The organism is Streptomyces sp. RPA4-2 (assembly GCF_012273515.2).
GTDB lineage: Bacteria > Actinomycetota > Actinomycetes > Streptomycetales > Streptomycetaceae > Streptomyces > Streptomyces kaempferi.
The window spans coordinates 9,689,352-9,709,183 of sequence record NZ_CP050975.2; the positions used below are offsets into that span (position 1 = coordinate 9,689,352).

Genomic DNA, 19,832 nt, shown 5'->3' on the forward strand with positions numbered 1-19,832 from the left:
CTGAGGCTCTGAGGCTCTGAGGTTCTGGCGTTCTGTGGATCGCTGGTCGCGGGGACCGGTGATGCGGGGAGATCGCCGGTTGTGTGGTTCTCGGGTTCCGTGCCGCGCTCAGGCGTGCAGCAGGGCGCGCAGCGCGTCGCGCTCGGCCCGGTCGGCCGAAGCGGACCGCAGGGTGGGTGCGGAGCTGACGAGCAGACGGGTGTAGTCGTGCCGCGGATGGGTGATGACGTCTCGGGCGGCGCCGACCTCGACCAGTTCGCCCTGGTAGAGCACCGCGATGCGGTCGGCGATCCCGGCGACGGACCCGAGGTCGTGCGAGATGAAGACGAGGGCCACGCCGTCGGCGCGGAGTTCCTTGAGGATCTGCAGGACCTGCACGCGGTTCGCGGAGTCCAGAGCGTTGACGGGCTCGTCGAGGATGACCAGCCGCGGCTCCGTGACCAGCGCCCGGGCCACCGCGACACGCTGCCGCTGGCCCCCGGAGAGCTCCCCGGGCAGCCGGTCGAGCAGTTCCTCCGAGAGGCGCACACGGGCGAGGAAGGTACGGGCCCGGCCGGCCGCCTCCGCCCGCTCGACGCCCTGCACGAGCAGCGGCTCGACCAGGGACTCCTCGATGGTGAGGTCGGGGTCGAGGCTGCGCAGCGGGTCCTGGAAGACGTACTGGACCACACCGCGGCGGCGCAGGCCGCGCCACTGGCGTGGGCCGTACGCGCTGACGTCCTCGCCGCCGATGACGATCCGGCCCGCCGAAGCGCGGACCAGGCCGAGCACGGTGCGCGCGAAAGTGGACTTGCCCGACCCCGTCTCGCCGATGACGCCGACGGTCTCGCCCGGCGCGACGCTCAGCGAGAGTCCGTGCAGGGCGCGACGACGACGGCGGCGCAGGCCGTAGTGGACGTCCAGGCCGGTGACCTCGAGGACGGCGTCCGGGTGTGTGCCGGCGGACTCGTCCCGGGGGAGTGCGGCGGTCATGAGGCCTCCGTCGGCGTGAGGAACTTCTCCAGGCCGTACTGCTCGTGTTCGGCGATGAGCAACTGGGTGTATTCGTGCCGTGGGTGGTGGAGCACCGCCTCGGTCGGACCGTGCTCCACGACCTCTCCCCGACGCATCACGAGGACCTCGTCGCACAGTTGGGCGACGACGGCGAGGTCGTGGGAGACGACCACCAGGGCGAGACCGGCGCGCTGACGCAATTCGGCGAGCAGGTCGAGGATCTCGGCCTGGACCGTGACGTCGAGCGCCGTCGTGGCCTCGTCGGCGATGAGGATCCGCGGATCGGCGGCGATCGCCGCCGCGATCAGGACACGCTGGAGCATGCCTCCCGAGAGCTCGTGGGTGTACTGGCCGTAGACCAGCTCCGGGTCGCGCAACTGAACCGCCCGCAGCAGCTCGACGGCGCGATGGCGGGCTTCCCGCCGCTTCAGCCCCTTCTTGACCCGGACGACCTCGGCGATCTGCGGGCCCACCCGGATCGAGGGGTTGAGGTAGGACGCCGGGTCTTGGAAGACCGCGCTGATGGTGGCACCACGCAGTGCCGTCCACTGCTCGGGGGTCAGGGTCGCGATGTCGGTGCCGGTGATCTCGATCGAGCCGCTGGTGACCTCGAAGTGTGGGGGCAGGATGCCGAGCGCGGCGCGGCAGGTGAGGGTCTTTCCGCTGCCGGACTCGCCGACGATGCCGACGGCCTTGCCGGGGGTGAGCTCGAAACTCACCCCGTGGACGATTTCCCGGTCGTCGGCCAGGTCACTGATGTGTATCCCGCGGACGGCGAGCACGGGCGCGGCTGTCGCCCCGGTCGTACCCGCAATAGCGGTTGCTCCGGTCGTAGTCGTCGTAGCGGTCGCACCCGTCGTAGTCGTGGCGGTCGTACCGGCCGCGTCGGCGGTCGCCGCGCCGTGGGTCCTCGCGTGGGCGGTGTTCTGGGACAGCGTCGTCATCACGCACCTCCGGTGGGAACGGGATCGGACTTGTCGAGGCGGTTGGCGCGTGCCTTGCGGTTGTTGACGAACGCCCGGCCGGCCTCTCCGGAGACGTCGCGGATCGCGTCGGCGAGCAGGTTGGCGGCCCAGACCGTCACCATGATCAGCAGCGCGGGGGCGAGGGGGGCCCACGGCTGGTAGTTGAGGTAGCCGAGGTCCGAGGCGAGCAGGCCGCCCCAGGTGGGCGCGGGAGGCTGGACCCCGATGCCGAGGAACGTCAGGCTCGACACGATGATGAAGCCGACGCCGATGGTCTGGGCGAGCGCGACGGCGATCGGCGGGAGCACCTTGACCCACACATGGCGCCGTACGATCCAGCCGATCGAGGCACCGGAGACCAGCGCGGCCTCCACGTACTGCGAGCGGGCCACGGCCAGCGTGGCGGCGCGGGCCACCCGGTAGAAGAGCGGGGAGACCAACGCGCCCGTGACGAACATGGCCTGGGTGATGCCGTTGCCGAGCAGCGCGATCACCGCGACCGCGAACAGCAGGAACGGCAGCGCGACCAGGGTGTCGGCCAGCCGGAGGGTGACCCACTCGAAGACCCGGCCGAGGTAGACGGACAGGATGCCGGGGACCGCGCCGACCACCAGTGCCATCAGGGCGACTTCGAGCGAGCCGAGCACACTGACACGGGAGCCGTCGAGCAGCCGGCTCAGCACGTCACGGCCGAGGTAGTCCGTGCCGAGCAGGTGGGCGCCCGACGCGGCCGCGAGCGTGTGGTCGCTGGTGGCGAGGGGGTCATGCGGGGCGAGCAGCGGTCCGAGGACCGCGAGCAGGGCGATCACGGTCAGGACGGCGACGGCGATCCGGCCGGACGCGAGTGCGAGGACGTGGCGCACCATGGTCATACCCCCCGCTGGGACGCCGGCGTCACGCGCGCCAGCACCAGGTTGACGATCAGGTTGAACAGGACGACCAGGACGATCGACACCACGAGGACGCCTTGCACGGCGGGTACGTCGCCGGCCTGCGCGGAGTCGTTGGCGAACCTGCCGAAGCCCTGCAGGCCGAAGATCCACTCGGTGACGACGGAGGCCCCGACGAGCGCGGGGAACTTCAGGCCGAGCGTGGCGAGCGCCGGCCCGATGCCGTTGCGCAGCACGTGCACGAGGAAGATCCGGCGTGCGCTCAGTCCGCGTACCACCGCGCCCGTCACGTAGTTCTCCCGGTAGGCCGCGACGAGACTGCCGCGCAACTGGCGGGCGACGTCCGCGACGACGTCGAAACTCAGCGCGATCGCCGGGAGGGTGATGTGCGCGAGCCACGGGCCGATTCCCTGCCGGGCCGGGATGTAGCCGGCGGAAGGGAACACATGGAGCCCGACCGCGAAGACCGCCACCAGCACGATGCCGACGACGAAGGCCGGCATCACCGAGATGAAGGTGACGAAGCCCGTGATCGCGCGGTCGACCCAGGTGGTGCGCCGCAACGCCGCCACCGTACCCAGGGCGAAGCCGAGGAGTACGCCGATGACGAGCGCGAACGTCGCGACGGAAAGGCTCACTTCCAGGCCCAGGCCGATGAGCGTGGAGATGTCGGCTCCGTTGGTCCAGCTGGTGCCGAGCTGTCCGTGCAGGACACCGCTGAACCAGTCCCAGTACTGGACCAGGAAGGGCCGGTCCAGCCCCCACTGGGACTCGACCCGGTGGATCGCCTCGGGAGTCGCCTCTTCGCCCAGCTGGATCCGCGCCGGGCTGAGTCCGCTCAGCGACCGTAGCGCGAACGTCACGAACGTCGCGACCAGGAAGACGGGCACGAAGATCGCGATCGACCGGGCGAGGGCGACCAGGACACGGCCCAGCGTGTGCCGCACCCTGGTCACGGCGACCCCGCGACGCCGGGCAGGCGCGGTCTGTACCGCTGTCGTCGTCATGGAGTTGCCCCCTCTCTGTAGTGGACGGAGGTCAGTTGCCGCTGGAGATGGTCACGCCGGTCCAGTCGATGTGGGCCGGGTTCTTCGGCAGGTCCGAGATCGCCTTGCTCTTGGCGATGAGGTTCGGCTGCGAGTACGTGAAGACGAGGGCCTTGCTCTTCAAGCCCGCCCGGGTCGCCGCCTGCAGCACCTTGGCGTAGTCCGGCGCGTCCAACGGGGTCTGGCGGACCTTCGCGACGGCTGCCTCGAAACCGGCGGGCTCGTAGGGCGAACTGAGGTTCAGCGGGCCGTTCGGACCGAAGTGGGCGGTGAGGGTCTGCGCCGCGGAGTCACGGCCGGTGGTCCCGTACAGCGAGAACTTCAGGTTCTTCGCGAAGAACGGGGTGGCCCAGTTCTTGTCGACCTTGATGGTGACGGTGATGCCGACCTTGGCCAACTGCGACTGGATGATCTCGGCCTGCGGGTCGTCCGCGGGGATCACCAGGTCGAGCTTGATGTCGCCCGCCTTGTAGCCCGCCTCGGAGAGCAGCTGCTTCGACTTCGCCGGATCGTAGGGGTAGTCGGCCTCGGACTTCGGGTCGTAGGCCACGTAGCCCTTGGGGAACGGCTGGTCGGTGACCTCGCCGTAGCCGAACGTCAGCTTGTCCACGAACTCCTGACGGTTGATCGCGTGGCGGACGGCGTCGACGACCTTGTCGTTGTCGAACGGCGCCTTGTTGATGTTCAGGCTGAGGTTCGAGGCGTTGAAGCCCGGCTGTACGAAGACGTCGAGGCCGGCCTTCTTGGCGGCCGACGCCTGACTCGGGTCGAGGTCGGCGAAGTTGTAGACGCCGGTCTGCAGACCGGAGACGACCGTGGAGGCGTCCGGAGCGGAGGTCAGCTCGACGTTGTCGATGTGGATGTTCTTCGCGTCCCAGTAGTCCGGGTTCTTCCTGAGGACCGCCTTGGTCCCCGGGATCAACTGGGTGACGGTGAACGGACCGGCGCCGACCGGGTTCTGGTCCAGCTTCGCGGGGTTCTTCGCCGCCCGGGGACTGGCGATCTGCAGGACACGCTCACCGAGCAACTGAGGGATCTGGTAGTCGACCTGGGTCAGGTGCAGGACCGCGTTCAGTCCTTCGGCGTCCACCGACTTGATGGAGGTCAGGTCGCCGAAGAGGGCAGAGTTCTTCTGCTTCTGGGCCCGTTCGATGGCCGCCTTGACGGCGGCGGCGTCGACCGGTTGACCGTCGCTGAACTTCAGGCCGGGGCGCAGATGAAAGGTGATCTCGTCACCCTTCTCGTTGTACTCCCAGCTCCTGGCGAGGTCCGGAACGGCCTTGCCTGTCTCGTCCGTCCGCGTCAACGAGGCGTAAGTCAGGGCGAGTTCGCGGAACTGGGCGCCGCTGCCCCCGACCACCGGGTCCCAGTGGGCCGGGAAGTACGAGGACGTCCACTTCAACGTGGCACCGCCACCCGCGGCGGCGGTGTCACCGCCGCACGCGCTGAGGGCGGGTGCGAGCAGTGCGACGAAGGCGGTGGCGAGGACGGCGGCCCGCGGGCCACGGGTCCGCCGGGAGGAAGGGAGGGCCAGTCTGCGGCGCTGGGTGGTGAGTTGGGCGGGCATCGTTTTCTTCCTGTGGTGGGCCCCGGCCTGCGCCGCGGCCCAAGGAGCGGACCGCGACGGGCGGAGCGGAGGCAGCGAGAAAGAGAAGGAGAAGGTGCGGGGAGAAGGAGTGGAGGCGAAGGAGCAGGGCGCGAGGCCCGGCTCGATGCCCGTACGCACCGTCGACCGGGACCCGGCTGGGCACACCGGGGGAGGCGACCGCGCACATGCGGGGTGCGCGGCGCTCAGGGCAGGGAGTGTCGGGGGCCCACGGTGGCGGCCCTGGAGACGGAGAGGGCGTGCGACGGTGCACGGAGGCGCTGAGGTGAAGGCGCGGACGCAGGGGGACGGACGCGGCTCGGGCGAGTGGCGGGCGGCCGGTGCCGAGAGCGGCGGTCAGGCGCCTGCGGGCCGGGGGCGGCGAAGGGTCAGCGACAGAGTGCGCTGCTGGTGCGCCGCAGGTCCACGTAGCGGCACACCACACCGGGGTGCGTCGTGAGCATGTTGCACATCCTGGGGGCAGCCTCGACCGGCTGTCAATGGACACCAATTGGTGTCTCATTCGGCGGGACGGTCACTGATCGCAGATCAGAGACCTGCCGGGCCGGGCGAGGTGGTCAGCGGTCGGCGGCGGGATGCACCGCGGCCTCATCGGGGTGCAGCCACAAGGGACCGTTGCCGGTGTCCACCCGCACGGCGTGCGCCGGCGGCCACGCACCGTCCGTGAGCAGCAGCCGCTCGGGATCCGTCAGGCTCCGGTAGCGATCCAGCGCGTCCGCCGCGGAGAGCGGTGTACAGACCCCCAGCAGTCTGGGACGGAGCGCGTCGACGGCCGCCGCGTACTCCTCGAAGGGCCGCCAGCCGGGCACCGCGCGACACCCCGCGGGGGACCGGACCAGCAGGGTCGGCAGTGCGTAGCGGCGCCCGCCGTCGGCGGTCTCCTTGGCCGTGCCCGGATGCGGCGACCCGCCCCCCGGCGCCAGCACCTCGGGGACCGGTCGGCGGGCCTCCGCCCGGTCGGCGCGCACCTGCTCCAGCACCGCCTCTGACGCGGCGTCGGCCGTCAGTCGCCGCAGGTCGAGCCCCGGCGTGCCCCGCACCGCGGACAGCGCCAGCGCGGCGGTGTCCGCCGGTTCCCCGAGTACGAAGACCGTCTCCCGCAGCCGTCGCAGCACCCGCTCGGCCACGTCGCCGCCCTGGCGTTCGGCGGCCTTGGCGACCAGGGAGGAGGGCCAGGAACTGGCCGCCACACGGCTGAGCCGCAGGGCGCGCGGGGCATGGCTGTGCGCGCTGATCTCCTCGACGTAGCGCGCGTACCAGGCGGTCTCCGCCGCCGGGTCGGGCGGCGGGTCGTCGTCGTGGTCGAAGAGGATCGCGTACGCCCGCCGCCAGCGCACCCGGCCGGCCAACGCCGCTCGCAACTTGCGGAACACGGGCTCCGATCCCCAGGCCCAGGGGCACAACGGGTCGGTGTACTCGACCACTTCGAGCGTCGGCGGCACCGGCGAGCCGGTCACGCGGCGCCCGTCCGGGCCAGCCCTCCGGCCGCTGCTCCGGGCAGCAACGACCTCAGGGTCACCCCGCCCAGGACCGCCGCCGCACCCGCTTCGACCTCGCGCCACACCCCCGGCAGCGCCGCCGCCGGACCGGGATAGTCGAGGCCGTCCAGCGGCGCGCCGCGCAGGGTGATCAACTCGCCGTCCACGGCACGCGCGACGTCCAGCAGGGTGATCTCCTCGGCGGGCCTGCCGAGCCAGTAGCCGCCTTCGCAGCCACGCTGGCTGCGCACCAGGCCCGCTCTGCGCAGTTCGCCCACCACGGACTTCAGGAACCGGAAGGGGATCTCCTGCGAAGAGGCGATGGCCTCGCAGGTGAGCGGACGGGCGGGTTCACGGGCGAGCTCCAGCAGCGCCCGCATGGCGTAGTCCGCCTTCGCGGAAATATGCATGCGCACATCATGCCTGAGGAGCCTGCGGCGCGAGGGGGGCCGACCGGCTCACGCCCTACATTGCGGGAACGTTGCCGCAGGTGAACGGCAATGGACACCTCTTGACATCCATTTCGGGACCGCTCTAGCGTCCGGGCCATGAGCGAGCCGTCGACGACCCCTGGTGAAGGCTTTCACCCTCATCTCCACGACACCGCGGGCCGCCCGGCGGCACCGCTGCGCACCCGTCTGCACCACATCCGGTCCGATTCCCTGGACGGTGACACCGCGCAGAGCGGCGGCATGCGCAGGTTCGCGGCCGTCAGCGGGAAGAACGTGGGTTCCGAGAAGCTGTGGATGGGCCAGACCCACGTGGCGCCCGCCACCTCCTCCTCCGACCACCATCACGGAGAGTCCGAGACCGCCATCTACGTGGTGAGCGGACACCCCGAGTTCGTCTTCCTCGACGACTCGGGAAGCGAGCCGGAGGAGGTGCGGCTGAGGACCTCTCCGGGTGACTACGTCTTCGTCCCGCCGTTCGTACCGCACCGGGAGGAGAACCCGGACCCCCACGACGAAGCGGTGGTCGTCATCGCCCGCAGCACCCAGGAAGCGATCGTGGTCAACCTTCCCCACCTGTACGCGCTTCCGGCCGACGAGACGTGAACTCCCGTCCCCCCGGCGGCCCGTCGGTAGCTCCGGATCACCGGTCGGAGAGGCGGGCCAGGACGGCCGTGACCTGTTCGCGGACCAACTCCGAAGCCGTGGAGTGGAGTGCGCCGATGTCCGTACGGTCCAGGGCGTGGAGCACCCGCGCGGAGTCCGTGCCGCACTCGACGCTCTCGCAGAGGACGTCGTAGCCGTCCCGGACCGCGACCCGTAGGCGGTGGCGTCCGTCGTCGTCGGCGTGCACGGCGGTGGCGACGACGAGGGGCGGCGGTCCGCCCGCATCGCCGGACACCTTGTGGTAGCCGCTGACCCTGGGTTCACGCCAGTGGAGGCTGAGCAGGAGATGGCGCTTGGCGATCACCTCGGCCAGGTCGGTCTCGTAGACCCTGTCCGGTTCCAGCACCGTCGCACCGGCGTCCAGGACGAGTGCCGCGGGCAGCAGACAGCGCAGCGTGCTGCCGACGAGGTTGCCTCCCACCGTGGCCGTCCGGCGTACGGCTCCGGTTCCCACCGAGCCCGCCGCCCGCCGCAACACCTCCGGCACGCGGTCGTCGATCCGGTTCAGCACCACGGCGGAGCCCAGTGACCCGGGCCCGATCGCGTTGGCCTCCGGGAGGTTGCGCAGGGACATGGCCCGCTCGGGGAAGCCGTCCCGCTGCCAGGCCGCCCAGACCAGTGTCGCGCCGCCTATCGGCTCCGCCCCCTCGACCATGCACTCCTGTGCTTCGGACACGGACGTGGGCAGACGCAGCAGCATGGCAGCCGACCCTGCTTTCCTGGGGAGTTGGCGATGGTGGAACGCGGCGGCTCAGTCGTACGAGCGCCGGCGTCTGCGCATTCTCCCCACGGATGCGGGGGCGCATGCAGGGCTCATCGTTTCACCTCGCGCGCTTCTCGCACACGGGCTTACGGCAGATCCGGCCGTCTCCCCGGACGGCCGGTGCGGCATGTTCGAGGGCACCACGCCCAGAGGCCGGAGCCGCATGACCCACTGCGGCTCCGGCCTCTTTCCCTTCCCCGCGGACGGGTTCTGTCGGTGTGCCAGGACTACGGGTGCAGCACGACCTTCGTGTAGCCCTCGATCCGCTTGTCGAACTTGTCGTACGCCGACGGCGCCTGATCCAGGGGCATTTCATGGGAGACGACGAAGCTGGGCTTGGCCCGGCCCTCGATGATCATGTCGCGCAGGAAGCGGTTGTAGCGCTTCACGTTGCACTGGCCCGTCCCGATCTTCAGCCCCTTCTCGAAGAGCTTGCCGATCGCCACGAGGAGCATGCCGTGTTTGGCCTGCTCGTCCGGGCCGCCGGGGTCGGACGGGACATAGAGCCCGGGTACGCCGACCGCTCCGGTCGCCCGGACCGTCCCCACGAGCGAGTTGAGGACGGTCGCCGGCTCCTCGCGTTCCGTGCCGTGCGCCGTGGCCTGGTAACCGACGGCGTCCACGCCCTTGTCGGTGCCGATGCCCTCGGTCTGGTCCTTGATCTGCTCGACCGGGTCGCCCTCGGCGAAGTTGATCGGAACCGCGCCCATCTCCTCGGCCTTCTGCAGCCGTTCGGCGATGCGGTCCACGACGAACACCTTCTTCGCACCACGTATCAGTGCCGAGTAGGCGGCCATGAGTCCGACCGGTCCTCCGCCGTACACCGCGACGCTCTCGCCAGGCCGGACCTGTGCGAGTTCACAGCCGTGGTAGCCGGTGGGGAAGATGTCGGCGAGCAGGATGAAGTCGTTCTCGTGTTCCTCTCCCGGCGGGAGCTTCAGGCAGTTGAAGTCGGCGTAGGGGACGCGTAGATAATCGGCCTGACCGCCCTTGTACGGGCCCATGGCGACATAGCCGTAAGCGCCGCCCGCGAAACCGGGATTGACGGTGAGACAGTATCCCGTGAATCCCTCGACGCAGTTGGTACAGAAACCGCAGGCGACGTTGAAGGGCATGACCACGCGGTCGCCCTTCTTGAGCGCGGTGACGCCCTGGCCGATCTCCTCGATGATTCCCATGTTCTCGTGGCCGAAGACGATGCCGGGCTCGGCAGCGGTGCGACCCTCGTACATATGCAGGTCCGAGCCGCATATCGCGGTGGAGGTGATGCGTACGATCGCGTCGTTCGGGTGCTGGATGCTGGGCCTTTCAACCTCTTCGACCGCCACGGTGAACGGTCCCTTGTACACAACGGCCTTCATGGCTGTTACCTCCGTCGGGAATTACGCGTCCGTTTGTCACCCCCGCCGCCCCGCCGCTTCATCGCGTGACCCATCTCTCATGATTGTCCGGTCTGCCCGATCGGACAAGCCGGTAATGTCGGCATGAATGGCATTCCGATGCTGTAGCGAGAGAATGGAAAGGGAGAGCGAAAGGTGTCAGCTCAGAGACTCGGAACCCTGCTTGTCCCGGTACCCGGACTGTCCGGCACCACGTACCCGCCCGGGACGACCGTGACTGTCCGCGGTCGCGGCGCCACGGTCGACGCCTTCGTCAACGGTGACTGGCTGCCGCTGTCGTGGTGGGAGTTCTCCGACGGTCTCCGCGAGGACATCGCCGACCGCTGATCCCGGCCACCGCCGGCATCACCGTCCGCTCACATCCGCGCGTCGCCCGGGTGTCGGTTCCCCCGTGTGTCACCCCACCTACGCGGACCCTGGCGCAGCACCCTCCGCTCCCCACCGCGCCCGCGGGCACCTTTGCGGGCCGTCGCCCCGCTCGTCCACCGCGCCCGCGGGCACTCTTGCGGGCCGTCGCCCCGCTCGTCCACCGCGCCGCGGGCACTCTTGCGGGCCGTCGCCGCGCTCGTCTCACCGCACCGGCGCGGACCCGTCGCGGATTTCGCCCCGCTCGTCGCCGCTGAAGGCGTCGGTCAAGGCCCCGGCCGAGGAGTCGGCCGACGGGCGCGAGCCGGCGTCGTGGCCGTCGGGGACGATCGTGTCGGGTGTCAACGGCGACGGCTCGACGCGCAGCAGTCTCGCGATCCCGGCCGGCAGCCACCAGTTGTACTTGCCGAACAGCGACACCATCGCCGGCACCAGCAGGGCCCGCACCACGGTGGCGTCCAGCAGGATGCCCGCGCCGAGAGCGGTGGCCAGGACCTTGATGTCGGTACCGGGAGCGGCGGCGAGCGCGGCGAACGCGAAGAACAGGATCAGCGCGGCCGAGGTGACCAGCCGCCCGGTGCGGCCCAGACCGTGCTCCACCGCGTACGACGTCGAACCGGTGCGGTCGTACTCCTCCCGCATCCGGGCCAGGATGAAGACCTCGTAGTCCATGGACAGCCCGAACAGGAACGCGAAGATCAGGACCGGCAGCCAGAAGGTCAGCGCGCCGGTCGCCGCGATCCCGAACAGCGCCCCCGAACCGTGTCCGTCCTGCCAGAACCACGTGACCAGCCCGAACACCGCGGCCACGCTGACCAGATTGAGCAGCACCGCCTTGAGCGGCAGCAGCAGCGAGCGGAACGTGCGGACCAGCAGCACGAAGGTGACCAGGGCGATCAGGCCCAGGACATACGGAAAGTTGTCGAACACCGCCCGTTGGTAGTCGAGGACGACGGCGCCCCGGCCGGCCACGCCGATGCACCCCGGCAGATCCCTCGTCGCGTCCCGGACCGCGCTCACCACGGCCACACTGGTGTTGTCCGCCGTCTCGTGCCCGGGCACCACGACCACCTCGGTGACACCGGTCCTCGAGACCGGGGCGACGACCGCCATCCGGACACCCTCCACCCGCCCGGCCGCCGCGGCGACCGCGGTGGCGTCCGTGCCGGACCGCACCAGCAACGGCATCGGCGTGAGCACCCCGTCACCCACCCCGCCGGTGCGGAGCGCCGCAAGCGTGTCGTGGGCCACACCGTCGCGGGCCAGGGAGTCGGAACCGGACTGGCCGATCTGAAGCCCGAACACCGGGACGACGGCCAGCGCGAGCGCGGCACAGGCGACCCCCGCGGCGGCCCAGCGGTACCGCACGACCCCCCGCGCCCAGGCCGACCAGGCCCGGGAGGTGTGCCCCTCCCTCCGGATCCGCGGTCGGTCGACGCGCGGGCCGACCAGGCTCAGCAGGACCGGCAGGAGGGTGAGCACGACCAGGGTGCTGATCACCGGGATCACCATGCCCCCGAAGCCCATGCTCCTGATCAGGGGCACGTCGACCACGACCAGCGCGACCAGGCTGGTCGCGACGGTGATCCCGGAGGCGAGTACCGCCCGTCCCGCCGTCGCCACCGCGGTGACGACCGCTTCGTCGTTCGACCGGCCGCGGGCCCGCTCCTCGCGCCAGCGGGAGACCACCAGCAGTGAGTAGTCGATCGCGACGCCCAGGCCGACGAGCGCGATCAGGAACTGCACGACGAAGGACACCTCGGTGAACGTGGTCAGGCCGAGGACGACCAGGAACGTCGCCAGGATCGACACGCCCGCGATCAGCAGCGGCAGCAGGGCGAGGAACGACGCGAACACGAAGACCAGCAACAGCAGCGCGCCCAGCGCGCCGACCAGCGTCTCGCCCAGCACGCTGAGCCCCTGGTCTCCGCCGGTGTCGTCGCCCGCGGAAAGCTGGTTGTAGCCGGTGACGGCGGCCGTCAGACCCCGCTCCCGTGCCGCCGCACGGACCGTACGGTCCACGGAGTCCACGAGCGGGTCGTCGAAGCCCGCCGGCTGCGGTCCGTAGACGAGCAGGAACGTACTGTGCCCGCCCTCGGTCAGGAAGCCCGGGTCACCGGTGCCGCCGTAATCCAGCACCTGGACGCCGCCCAGCGCACGCAGCCGCTTCGCGACGGCGGTGACGTCCGCGCGGGCGATGGTGCGGCCGGCCGGCGCGGTGAGCACCGGCAGGTACCCCAGGTCGGCCGAGACACCGTAGGTGCGGGCCAGCGCGGCCTGGGTCTCGGAACCCTCCTGGCCGGGCAGCGAGAAGTCCGACGACAGGCGGTCCGGCAGCCGCCCGGCCGCGGTGCCCCCGCCCAGCAGGACGACCAGCCAGAAACCGATCACCCACGCGGTGGCGCAGTATGAAGTGCGCGAATGTCTGCACGGGTTCTCCTCAGCGGCTGGTCCGGAAGGTGGCCATCATCGCCATGTCCTCGTGTTCGAGGTTGTGGCAGTGCAGCAGGTATCGGCCGGCGTAGTCGTCGAACCGGATGGCCACGTCGGCGTACTGCTTGGGCCTGAGATCGATGGTGTCCTTCCACCCGTGGTCGGTGGGACCGGGCGGCCCGCCGTTGCGGGAGAGGACCTGGAAGGGCGACAGGTGGATGTGTACGGGGTGGTAGGCGTCGGTGGCCAGGCGCCAGACCTCCACCTCTCCGAGTCGGGGGGCCGCGTCCACGCGCCGCGGGTCGAACTCGCGGCCGTTGACGACCCAGCCGGCCGTGTCCGTTCCCATGCTGGTCACCCGGCCCTTGCGGAACATCCACGGCCGCCTTGTCGCCGAGTCGGTCGACAGCGGCTCGATGGTGGAGAGCCGAGCGGGTATCCGGCTGTCGTCGGTCGCTTTGCGGGCCACGACGAACCGCATGATCTCCCCGGTCCCGCCCTGTCCCGCCAGGTTGGTGAGTGTCACCTTGGTGCCGACCGGCCAGCGGGAGAAGTCGATGACCACGTCGAACCGCTCCGCCGGTGCGATCGGAAGGGTGGTGTGCCGCAGCGGCGCCGCGAGCAGTCCCTGGTCCGATCCGATCTGGGTGAACGACCCGCCGCGGGGCGCGGGTTCGAGCGCCAGCTCGTAGCGGCGGGCGTTGGAGGCGTTGAGAAGCCGGAACCGGTGGCGGACCGCGGCGACCTCCAACTCCGGCCAGGGCGCCCCGTTGACGAGGATGACGTCACCCGGCCGCTCCCGCCATGTGGTCCCCGTCCACGCCCGCCATGGTGACCAGATGCGGATCCATGGCGGGGTACCGCAACGAGCCGTCTTCGTCGAACGCGCGGTCGGTGATCATCAGCGGGATGTCACGCTCCGCGCGGGGCAGCGGCAGGGCCGCCTCCTCGTCGTCGGTCACCAGCAGGAAGCCGGCCGGCCCGCGCCATACCTGGGGACCGGTGAAGCCCATGCGATGGTCGTGGTACCAGAGCGTCGCGGCCCGTTGGTCGAGGGGATACGTGTAGTCGCGGGTACCGGTGCTGGCCGTACCGCCGACCGCCTGCGCCGCGAACCGCGCACCGCCGGTGGCGGGCAACACGAGATCGGTCGGGAAACCGTCGCTCTCGGGCGGGGTGTGCCCGCCGTGCAGATGCACGACGGTCGGCACGTCGAGCTGGTTGCGGTAGCGCAGTACGGTCCTGCGGCCGCGCCGCGCCGCGATGGTCGGGCCCGGGAAGATCCCGTCGTACCCCATGACGGCCGTGCGCAGGCCGGGCAGGATCTCCACGCGGGCCTCCCGCGCGGTGATGTCGTAGTAGTCGGTGCCCGCGGTGCTGCGCGCGGGCTGTTTCACCGGGGGGATGGGCAGCGGCGTGCTGAAGCGTTCGGGCAGGGCGGCGGCGGACGTCAGGGTCCGGCCACCGAATTCGCCACCGGTCGCGCCGCTCGCGCCGGCGCCCGACTCCGGCCCCGGCGACTTGCAGCCGGCGAGCGTGCCCAGCGCCCCGGCGCCGCTCAGCGCGGCCGCGGTAAGGAGGAACCGTCGTCGGTCAAGTCCCCGTAACAGCCCTGGTAGTTCGGTCATGGCGCAGACGATCGGGGATGCGTGCCGTCATCGACGTCGTCCGGACGCGGTGGATCCGGGATACCGCGGACGCAGTAGCCCGGTGGGCCGGTCCGTACCGCGGCCGGACGACGGCGTCGTGGCCGGCCCTCCGATACCGTGCGGCCATGGCTGATGACCCGTTATCCCGGATGCGTGGACGTGCCGCATCCCATCCGCAGGGCGTGGACACGGTGTTCGGCCTCGTGGTCGTCTGCGGGACCCTGTTCGCGGTGCGCTTCGGGCCCTCGGGCCGCACACTCGGGGTGGAGGATCTCGTCACGGGCTCGCTGGCCTGCGCACTGATAGCCACCCGCCGTCGGTGGCCGCTGCCCGTCTTCTGCGTGGTCACGGTGGTCAGCGCGGCGTTCAACCTGCACGCGGCGCTCGTCGCCCTGCTCGCCACGAGCGTGATCTGCACCTACACGGTCGCCTCCAGGACCAGCCGGAGGGTCGCCGTGGTGACCGGCGCCATCACCATCCTGACCGTGTAAGCCGCGGTCGTCATCGGAGCCGGCCACAACTGGACCGATCCGCAGAACGCCGCCATCGTGGCCTGGGGCGGCCTCGCCGTCGCCGTCGGCGGCGCGGTACGGAGCCGCCAGGGGGACCTGACCGCCGTCGAGGAACGCGCCCGGCACGCGGAGCACAGCCGGGACGAGGAGGCCCGGCGCCGGGTCGTGGAGGAACGGCTGCGCATCGCCCGGGACCTGCACGACGTGGTCGCGCACCACATCGCCGTCATCAACGTGCAGGTCGGCGTCGCCACTGCCCTCCTGCGGGAGGAGCCCGCCGGAGCCGAGGAGGCGCTGGCCCACGTCCGGCAGGCCGCGCGCACCGTACTCGCCGATCTCTCCACCGTGCTGGACGTGCTGCGCTCCAGGGAGCCGGGCCACACGACCGAGCCACCGCCGGGTCTGAGCCGTCTGGCGTCGATGCTGGACGCGCTCGGCGCCGCGGGCCTGCGGGTCGAGCACCGGCACGAGGGCGAGGCCCGCCCCTTGCCGTCCGCGGTCGATCTCGCCGCGTACCGCATCGTGCAGGAGTCCCTGACCAACGCCCATAAACACGGCAGTGAGCCGATGGCGTGGCTGTGTCTCGACTACACCCCGGCGGGCCTGGGAATCGTCGTCGAGAACGCCGCGGCCCAGCCGGAGGCCGGACGCCCACGGCACCGGTCACGGCCTCATCGGCCTGCGGGAGCGCGTCAGTTCGATCGGCGGGACGGTACGCACCGGACGCGACGACGACGGCCGGTTCACCGTCAGCGCCTTCCTCCCCGTGGCGTGCGAACCCGTCGACCGCACCGACCGGCAGGAGACCCGCACATGACGATCAGAGTGCTGCTCGCCGACGACCAGACAGTCATCCGGGCCGGATTCAGGGTCCTGGTCGACCGCGCGCCCGACCTGGAGGTGGTGGGGGAGGCGACGAACGGCCGAGAAGCGGTCGAACTCGCCGCCGCCACCCGAGCCGACGTGATCCTCATGGACATCCGGATGCCCGGACTCGACGGCATCGAGGCGACCCGGCTGATCACCGAGGACGAAGACCTGGCCGGAGTGCGGGTGTTGATCCTGACCACCTTCGAACTCGACGAGAACGTCCTGCGTGCCCTGCGCGCAGGCGCCAGCGGATTCCTCAGCAAGAGCGTCGAACCCGCGGACCTCCAGGAGGCCATCCGCGTGGTGGCCGGCGGCGAGGCACTGCTGTCGCCGAAGGCCACCCGCGGCCTCATCGCCCGGTTCCTCGACGAGCCGACCCCCGGACCGCTGCCCAGTCCGGTGCGGCTGGACGGCCTCACCGAGCGGGAGCGCGAGACCATGGCACTGGTCGCCGCCGGGCTCTCCAACGACGAGATCGGCGAGCGGTTGTACGTCTCCCCGCTGACCGCCAAGACGCATGTCAACCGGGCGATGATGAAACTCGGCGCGCGCGACCGCGCCCAACTCGTCGTCTTCGCCTATCAGAGCGGCCTGGTCAGGGCCGGCGACCTTCCCGTCCAGTGACCGCGACGAGAACCGCTCCGCGGCGCCGGACCCGTCTGTGAAGCGGGCCGGTACCGGAGATCCGGGCCCGGTGAGCACCTTGGGCCCGTGGCCGCCACCAGGGCGGACCACGGGCCTACGGTCAGGTGTTCAGCGGCCCCGAGGGGCCGTCAGGGGAACTGAGTGATCTTGGACGGGACGGTGTCCGTCCCCGAGGTGGGCGCGCCCGTGTTGTTGATGACGTGGGCGTACTGACCCTTGCCGCCGAGCGAGATCACCAGGATGTCGTGCATCTTGATGCCTGTCTTGACGGGGACCTGGAAGCCGTGTTGCTGGACGATCGTCGGATCGGACGTGAAGTTGCAGTAGCTGCCCAGACCCCAGGCCTCGTGGACGTTGACACTGTCCGCGACCTTGTAGGCGGCGTAGCCGACGATGCCGTCATGGGTGATGGCGGCCGCGTTCGGCACGTCGTAGGCCTTCTCGTTCTGGAAGAAGATCGTCCGGCCGCGTTCGCCGTTCCAGAGCACGTCGTACTTGTTGAAGTGCTCCACGAACAGACCGGTGGTGAGGACGTCGTCGCCGTTCACCACCAGACCGTAGTCGGCCCGGTTCGTCTCCCAGCCGACCCCGGTGCCGTGGTCGGCGCGCCAGAGCCAGGTGTGGTCGATGATGGCGTCGTCACTGTTGACCACCACGGAGTTGGTGGCCAGACCGGGTCCCGCGCCGCCGATGCGGACGAACACGTCCTGCATGGTCGTCGGGTTGGCGGCGTGGTCGGCCGAGCTGCCCGCCGGGCCGATCTGCAGCAGCGTGTCGGACCTGGTGGAGCCCGCGTCGATGAGGAACCCGGCCAGCCGGACGCCGTCTACGTCGGCGACGTGCATGGCGTCGACCCCGTTGTCGGGAACGATGGTGGCAAGTCCGAGCCCGAGCACCACGGTGTTGGCGCGGTTCACGTTGATGGTCTGGTCGAGGTGGTACACGCCGGGCGTGAAGAGGAGGTTCAGGCCCTGGGCGAGCGCCGTGTTGATGGTCGCGGCGGTCGCGCCGGGCTTGACGACGTAGAACTGGTCCAGCGGCAGCGAGGTGCCGCCGGCGTTGGCGGGCCAGGACACACCGCGGGCGTTGGTCCGCTTGCCCGGCACGAACACCTTGTAGGTGTTGCCGTCCATGTACAGGAACGGCTTCTCGCGGGAGACCGGTGTGTTGTCCAGGGTGGTGTACGGGCCGCTGTCGAAGTTGGTCGCCGGCGCGCCCTGCACACCGGAGAACGTCATGTTCCAGACGCCGTTCGTCCAGCCGCCGACCGAGCTGTCACGGGTGTACCACTGCTGCTGCGAGTACGGGCCGACCGTGCCGTCGATCTTCGAGTCGGCGATGTAGCCGCCGGAGGCCCAGCCGTAGCCGTTCGGGGCGAGGTTGAGACCGCCCTGGACGTGGATGCGGCGGAACGGGGCGGCCTGGGCGACGGCCCAGCGGTCGGTGCCGTTGACCGGCCTGATCGCCAGGTTCTCCGCGGAGCGCCAGAAGTTCTGCGTGGCGTTTCCGTTGAACCAGCCGGCGTCCACGGTGACGTCACCGTTGATCTGCGTGTCGTCGGGGTTGAGTCCGAGACCGGAGATCGAGGTGTAGAAGCCGAGTTGCGCGTTGATGCCGTTGTACGTGCCGGGCTTCAGCAGGAACTGGTAGCGGCCGGAGCCGAACTGGTTGGACTCCTGCTGGGTGAAGACCTGGTCGAACTTGGCCTGCAGATTGGGGGTGCTGGGATCCACGACGATGACGTTGGGACCGAGGTCTCCGCCGCCCTCGACCGGCGGAGTGCCGGTGGAGCCGGTGTGGACGGCGACCTCCCAGAGCGAGTAGCCGTAGGCGGTGCCGCGGACCGTTCCGTTGACGCGGAGGTAGCGGCCCGAGCCGCTGACGTCGTACGAGGCCGTGCCGCCGGTCCCGTTGGTGACGGACTTCAGAGTCGTCCAGTCCTGGCCGTTGGCCGAGGTCTGGAGGGTGAACTCCTTGCCGTACGCGGCCTCCCAGTTGAGGTCGACCTTGCAGATGTCCTGGACCGAGCCCAGGTCCACCTGGAGCCACTGCGGATCGGCGGCGGCCGACGACCAGCGGGTCCCGGTGTTGTCGTCGAAGGCGCTGGAGGCGGGTGTACCGGCGTTCTCCGTGGACGACGCGGTGGCCGGCTTGCCCTTGGCGGCGTTGGCGGTGCCGCAGTTCCCGGTGGGCGGAGTGCCGGTGTCACTGGTGCCGAAGACCTGGAACTCCCAGAGCGAGTACCCGTACGGAGTGGCCCGGGTGACGCCGCTCATCCGGACGTAGCGGCCGTGGCCGGTGACGTCGAGGGTGTCGGTGCCGCCGTCGCCGCCGGTGACGGACTTGACGTCGGTCCAGGAGCTCCCGTTGTCGGAGACCTGGATCTTGTAGTCCTTGCCGTAGGCCGTCTCCCAGTTGAGGACGACCTTGCTGAGGTTGGCGGCTGCCCCGAGGTCGACCTGCAGCCACTGGGCGTCGGAGGCGGCCGAGGACCAGCGGGTTGCGGTGTTGCCGTCGACGGCGTTCGCGGCGGGTGTCCCGGCGTTCTCGTCGGAGGAGGAGGTGGCTGTCCTGCCTTGGGAGAGAGGGGTCTCTGCCGCGGCAGCGGGCGATGGGGCGGGGAGGGTGATGAGCGCCGCCGCTGCGGCGAGCGCGATCCCCAACGATCTGAGTCTCATGCGTTCACTCCGTTCGAAGGAGGGGACGGGTCGTGCGGGCCTCCCGAGGCCGTGCACGACCCGTGACGGGGCACGCCCGGGCGACCTCCGTGCCGAGATCCGTGCTGCGGCCGAAGGGACCCGGAGGAGACGAAATGGCTTACACAGCTGCTTAGTTCAGGCTTTGATTTAAGTCATGAGGCAATGTGCGGGCAACCCCTTGGACGTGTCTTCTTCACAGACTCCGACGGTGCGCGGGACGCCGGCGGCCCGGCCCGTACCGGGTGAGCTGCCCGGACGTGCCCGGTGTGGCCGCGCGACCGGGACAGCCGCGATCAGAGGTTGAGGACGATCGCGCGCCCCCGGGGGCGTCCGCTCTGCCGCTGCGGGCCTCGGTCGTGACAGGGAGTGCGAGGAGACGCCCCTCGTCACCCTCCTCTGGGT

At 70.5% G+C, this 19,832-nt stretch carries 17 protein-coding genes and 1 pseudogene; 5 read left to right on the plus strand and 13 right to left on the minus strand.

The genetic code is table 11. From position 1 onward, the window contains the following. Window positions 1-108 precede the first annotated feature (108 nt). The 7 genes from HEP85_RS42815 to HEP85_RS42845 form a co-directional block, all read right to left on the minus strand. On the minus strand, window positions 109-972 hold the full coding sequence (locus HEP85_RS42815; protein WP_168532885.1) for an ABC transporter ATP-binding protein: 864 nt from the start codon (window positions 970-972) through the stop codon (window positions 109-111). Continuing rightward, window positions 969-1,937, minus strand: coding sequence for an ABC transporter ATP-binding protein (locus tag HEP85_RS42820; RefSeq protein ID WP_168532887.1), 969 nt, complete (start codon window positions 1,935-1,937; stop codon window positions 969-971). Before HEP85_RS42820 ends, HEP85_RS42815 begins: the two co-directional genes overlap by 4 nt. Further along, entirely contained in the window at window positions 1,937-2,824 is an 888-nt protein-coding gene (locus HEP85_RS42825; RefSeq protein WP_168532889.1) for an ABC transporter permease, read from the minus strand. The genes HEP85_RS42820 and HEP85_RS42825 overlap by 1 nt, the downstream gene beginning before the upstream one ends. Before the next feature lie 2 nt (window positions 2,825-2,826). Further along, window positions 2,827-3,855, minus strand: coding sequence for an ABC transporter permease (locus tag HEP85_RS42830; RefSeq protein WP_168532891.1), 1,029 nt, complete (start codon window positions 3,853-3,855; stop codon window positions 2,827-2,829). 31 nt (window positions 3,856-3,886) lie between these two features. Further along, window positions 3,887-5,461 (minus strand): ABC transporter substrate-binding protein, encoded by a 1,575-nt coding sequence (locus HEP85_RS42835; protein WP_168532893.1) that lies wholly within the window; start codon window positions 5,459-5,461, stop codon window positions 3,887-3,889. 596 nt (window positions 5,462-6,057) lie between these two features. Next, window positions 6,058-6,957: a DsbA family protein gene (locus tag HEP85_RS42840; protein WP_369658088.1), complete on the minus strand. Its 900-nt coding sequence runs from the start codon at window positions 6,955-6,957 to the stop codon at window positions 6,058-6,060. Continuing rightward, the gene (locus tag HEP85_RS42845) at window positions 6,954-7,388 is read right to left on the minus strand and encodes an Rrf2 family transcriptional regulator (protein WP_168532895.1); all 435 of its coding nucleotides are present in this window, start codon (window positions 7,386-7,388) and stop codon (window positions 6,954-6,956) included. The genes HEP85_RS42840 and HEP85_RS42845 overlap by 4 nt, the downstream gene beginning before the upstream one ends. A gap of 138 nt (window positions 7,389-7,526) precedes the next feature. On the opposite strand from HEP85_RS42845, the gene HEP85_RS42850 reads away from it, so the two are divergent. Then, window positions 7,527-8,033 (plus strand): cupin domain-containing protein, encoded by a 507-nt coding sequence (locus tag HEP85_RS42850; protein WP_168532897.1) that lies wholly within the window; start codon window positions 7,527-7,529, stop codon window positions 8,031-8,033. A gap of 37 nt (window positions 8,034-8,070) precedes the next feature. On the opposite strand, the gene HEP85_RS42855 is transcribed toward HEP85_RS42850, so the two are convergent. Together HEP85_RS42855 and HEP85_RS42860 are read right to left on the minus strand one after the other, a co-directional pair. Beyond that, the gene (locus HEP85_RS42855) at window positions 8,071-8,793 is read right to left on the minus strand and encodes an FAD binding domain-containing protein (RefSeq protein WP_168532899.1); all 723 of its coding nucleotides are present in this window, start codon (window positions 8,791-8,793) and stop codon (window positions 8,071-8,073) included. A 290-nt stretch (window positions 8,794-9,083) separates the two neighbouring features. Then, complete coding sequence (locus HEP85_RS42860) at window positions 9,084-10,217, minus strand: glutathione-independent formaldehyde dehydrogenase (RefSeq protein ID WP_168532901.1); 1,134 nt, start codon at window positions 10,215-10,217, stop codon at window positions 9,084-9,086. Between the two features lie 174 nt (window positions 10,218-10,391). Here HEP85_RS42860 and HEP85_RS42865 point away from each other — a divergent pair, with 174 nt between their 5' ends. After that, complete coding sequence (locus HEP85_RS42865; protein WP_030190387.1) at window positions 10,392-10,583, plus strand: hypothetical protein; 192 nt, start codon at window positions 10,392-10,394, stop codon at window positions 10,581-10,583. 243 nt (window positions 10,584-10,826) lie between these two features. On the opposite strand, the gene HEP85_RS42870 is transcribed toward HEP85_RS42865, so the two are convergent. Genes HEP85_RS42870 through HEP85_RS42880 form a run of 3 tightly spaced genes read right to left on the minus strand, consistent with a single transcriptional unit; the run spans window position 10,827 to window position 14,683 of the window. Continuing rightward, complete coding sequence (locus HEP85_RS42870; protein ID WP_369658089.1) at window positions 10,827-13,013, minus strand: MMPL family transporter; 2,187 nt, start codon at window positions 13,011-13,013, stop codon at window positions 10,827-10,829. A gap of 49 nt (window positions 13,014-13,062) precedes the next feature. Then, window positions 13,063-13,806, minus strand: coding sequence for a multicopper oxidase family protein (locus tag HEP85_RS42875; protein ID WP_248002402.1), 744 nt, complete (start codon window positions 13,804-13,806; stop codon window positions 13,063-13,065). A gap of 34 nt (window positions 13,807-13,840) precedes the next feature. Continuing rightward, a complete protein-coding gene (locus HEP85_RS42880) occupies window positions 13,841-14,683 on the minus strand; it encodes a multicopper oxidase family protein (protein WP_248002403.1) in 843 nt (280 codons plus the stop codon). A 146-nt stretch (window positions 14,684-14,829) separates the two neighbouring features. On the opposite strand from HEP85_RS42880, the gene HEP85_RS42885 reads away from it, so the two are divergent. From HEP85_RS42885 to HEP85_RS42895, 3 genes and pseudogenes are all read left to right on the plus strand, one after another. Next, entirely contained in the window at window positions 14,830-15,195 is a 366-nt protein-coding gene (locus tag HEP85_RS42885; protein WP_168532903.1) for a hypothetical protein, read from the plus strand. Window positions 15,196-15,381: 186 nt separating this feature from the next. After that, a pseudogene (locus HEP85_RS42890) lies at window positions 15,382-15,573 on the plus strand (histidine kinase dimerization/phosphoacceptor domain-containing protein); the annotation flags it as partial. Between the two features lie 456 nt (window positions 15,574-16,029). Beyond that, window positions 16,030-16,710: a response regulator transcription factor gene (locus HEP85_RS42895; protein ID WP_248002578.1), complete on the plus strand. Its 681-nt coding sequence runs from the start codon at window positions 16,030-16,032 to the stop codon at window positions 16,708-16,710. A 149-nt stretch (window positions 16,711-16,859) separates the two neighbouring features. On the opposite strand, the gene HEP85_RS42900 is transcribed toward HEP85_RS42895, so the two are convergent. After that, complete coding sequence (locus HEP85_RS42900) at window positions 16,860-19,409, minus strand: discoidin domain-containing protein (protein ID WP_168532907.1); 2,550 nt, start codon at window positions 19,407-19,409, stop codon at window positions 16,860-16,862. Window positions 19,410-19,832 lie beyond the last annotated feature (423 nt).

Excerpts from the sequence above, each read along its gene's own strand:
- HEP85_RS42815 (WP_168532885.1), bottom strand. The coding sequence starts at position 972 with ATGACCGCCGCACTCCCCCGGGACGAGTCCGCCGGCACACACCCGGAC.
- HEP85_RS42820 (WP_168532887.1), bottom strand. The coding sequence starts at position 1,937 with ATGACGACGCTGTCCCAGAACACCGCCCACGCGAGGACCCACGGCGCG.
- HEP85_RS42825 (WP_168532889.1), bottom strand. The coding sequence starts at position 2,824 with ATGGTGCGCCACGTCCTCGCACTCGCGTCCGGCCGGATCGCCGTCGCC.
- HEP85_RS42830 (WP_168532891.1), bottom strand. The coding sequence starts at position 3,855 with ATGACGACGACAGCGGTACAGACCGCGCCTGCCCGGCGTCGCGGGGTC.
- HEP85_RS42835 (WP_168532893.1), bottom strand. The coding sequence starts at position 5,461 with ATGCCCGCCCAACTCACCACCCAGCGCCGCAGACTGGCCCTCCCTTCC.
- HEP85_RS42845 (WP_168532895.1), bottom strand. The coding sequence starts at position 7,388 with ATGCATATTTCCGCGAAGGCGGACTACGCCATGCGGGCGCTGCTGGAG.
- HEP85_RS42850 (WP_168532897.1), top strand. The coding sequence starts at position 7,527 with ATGAGCGAGCCGTCGACGACCCCTGGTGAAGGCTTTCACCCTCATCTC.
- HEP85_RS42855 (WP_168532899.1), bottom strand. The coding sequence starts at position 8,793 with ATGCTGCTGCGTCTGCCCACGTCCGTGTCCGAAGCACAGGAGTGCATG.
- HEP85_RS42860 (WP_168532901.1), bottom strand. The coding sequence starts at position 10,217 with ATGAAGGCCGTTGTGTACAAGGGACCGTTCACCGTGGCGGTCGAAGAG.
- HEP85_RS42880 (WP_248002403.1), bottom strand. The coding sequence starts at position 14,683 with ATGACCGAACTACCAGGGCTGTTACGGGGACTTGACCGACGACGGTTC.
- HEP85_RS42885 (WP_168532903.1), top strand. The coding sequence starts at position 14,830 with ATGGCTGATGACCCGTTATCCCGGATGCGTGGACGTGCCGCATCCCAT.
- HEP85_RS42895 (WP_248002578.1), top strand. The coding sequence starts at position 16,030 with ATGACGATCAGAGTGCTGCTCGCCGACGACCAGACAGTCATCCGGGCC.
- HEP85_RS42900 (WP_168532907.1), bottom strand. The coding sequence starts at position 19,409 with ATGAGACTCAGATCGTTGGGGATCGCGCTCGCCGCAGCGGCGGCGCTC.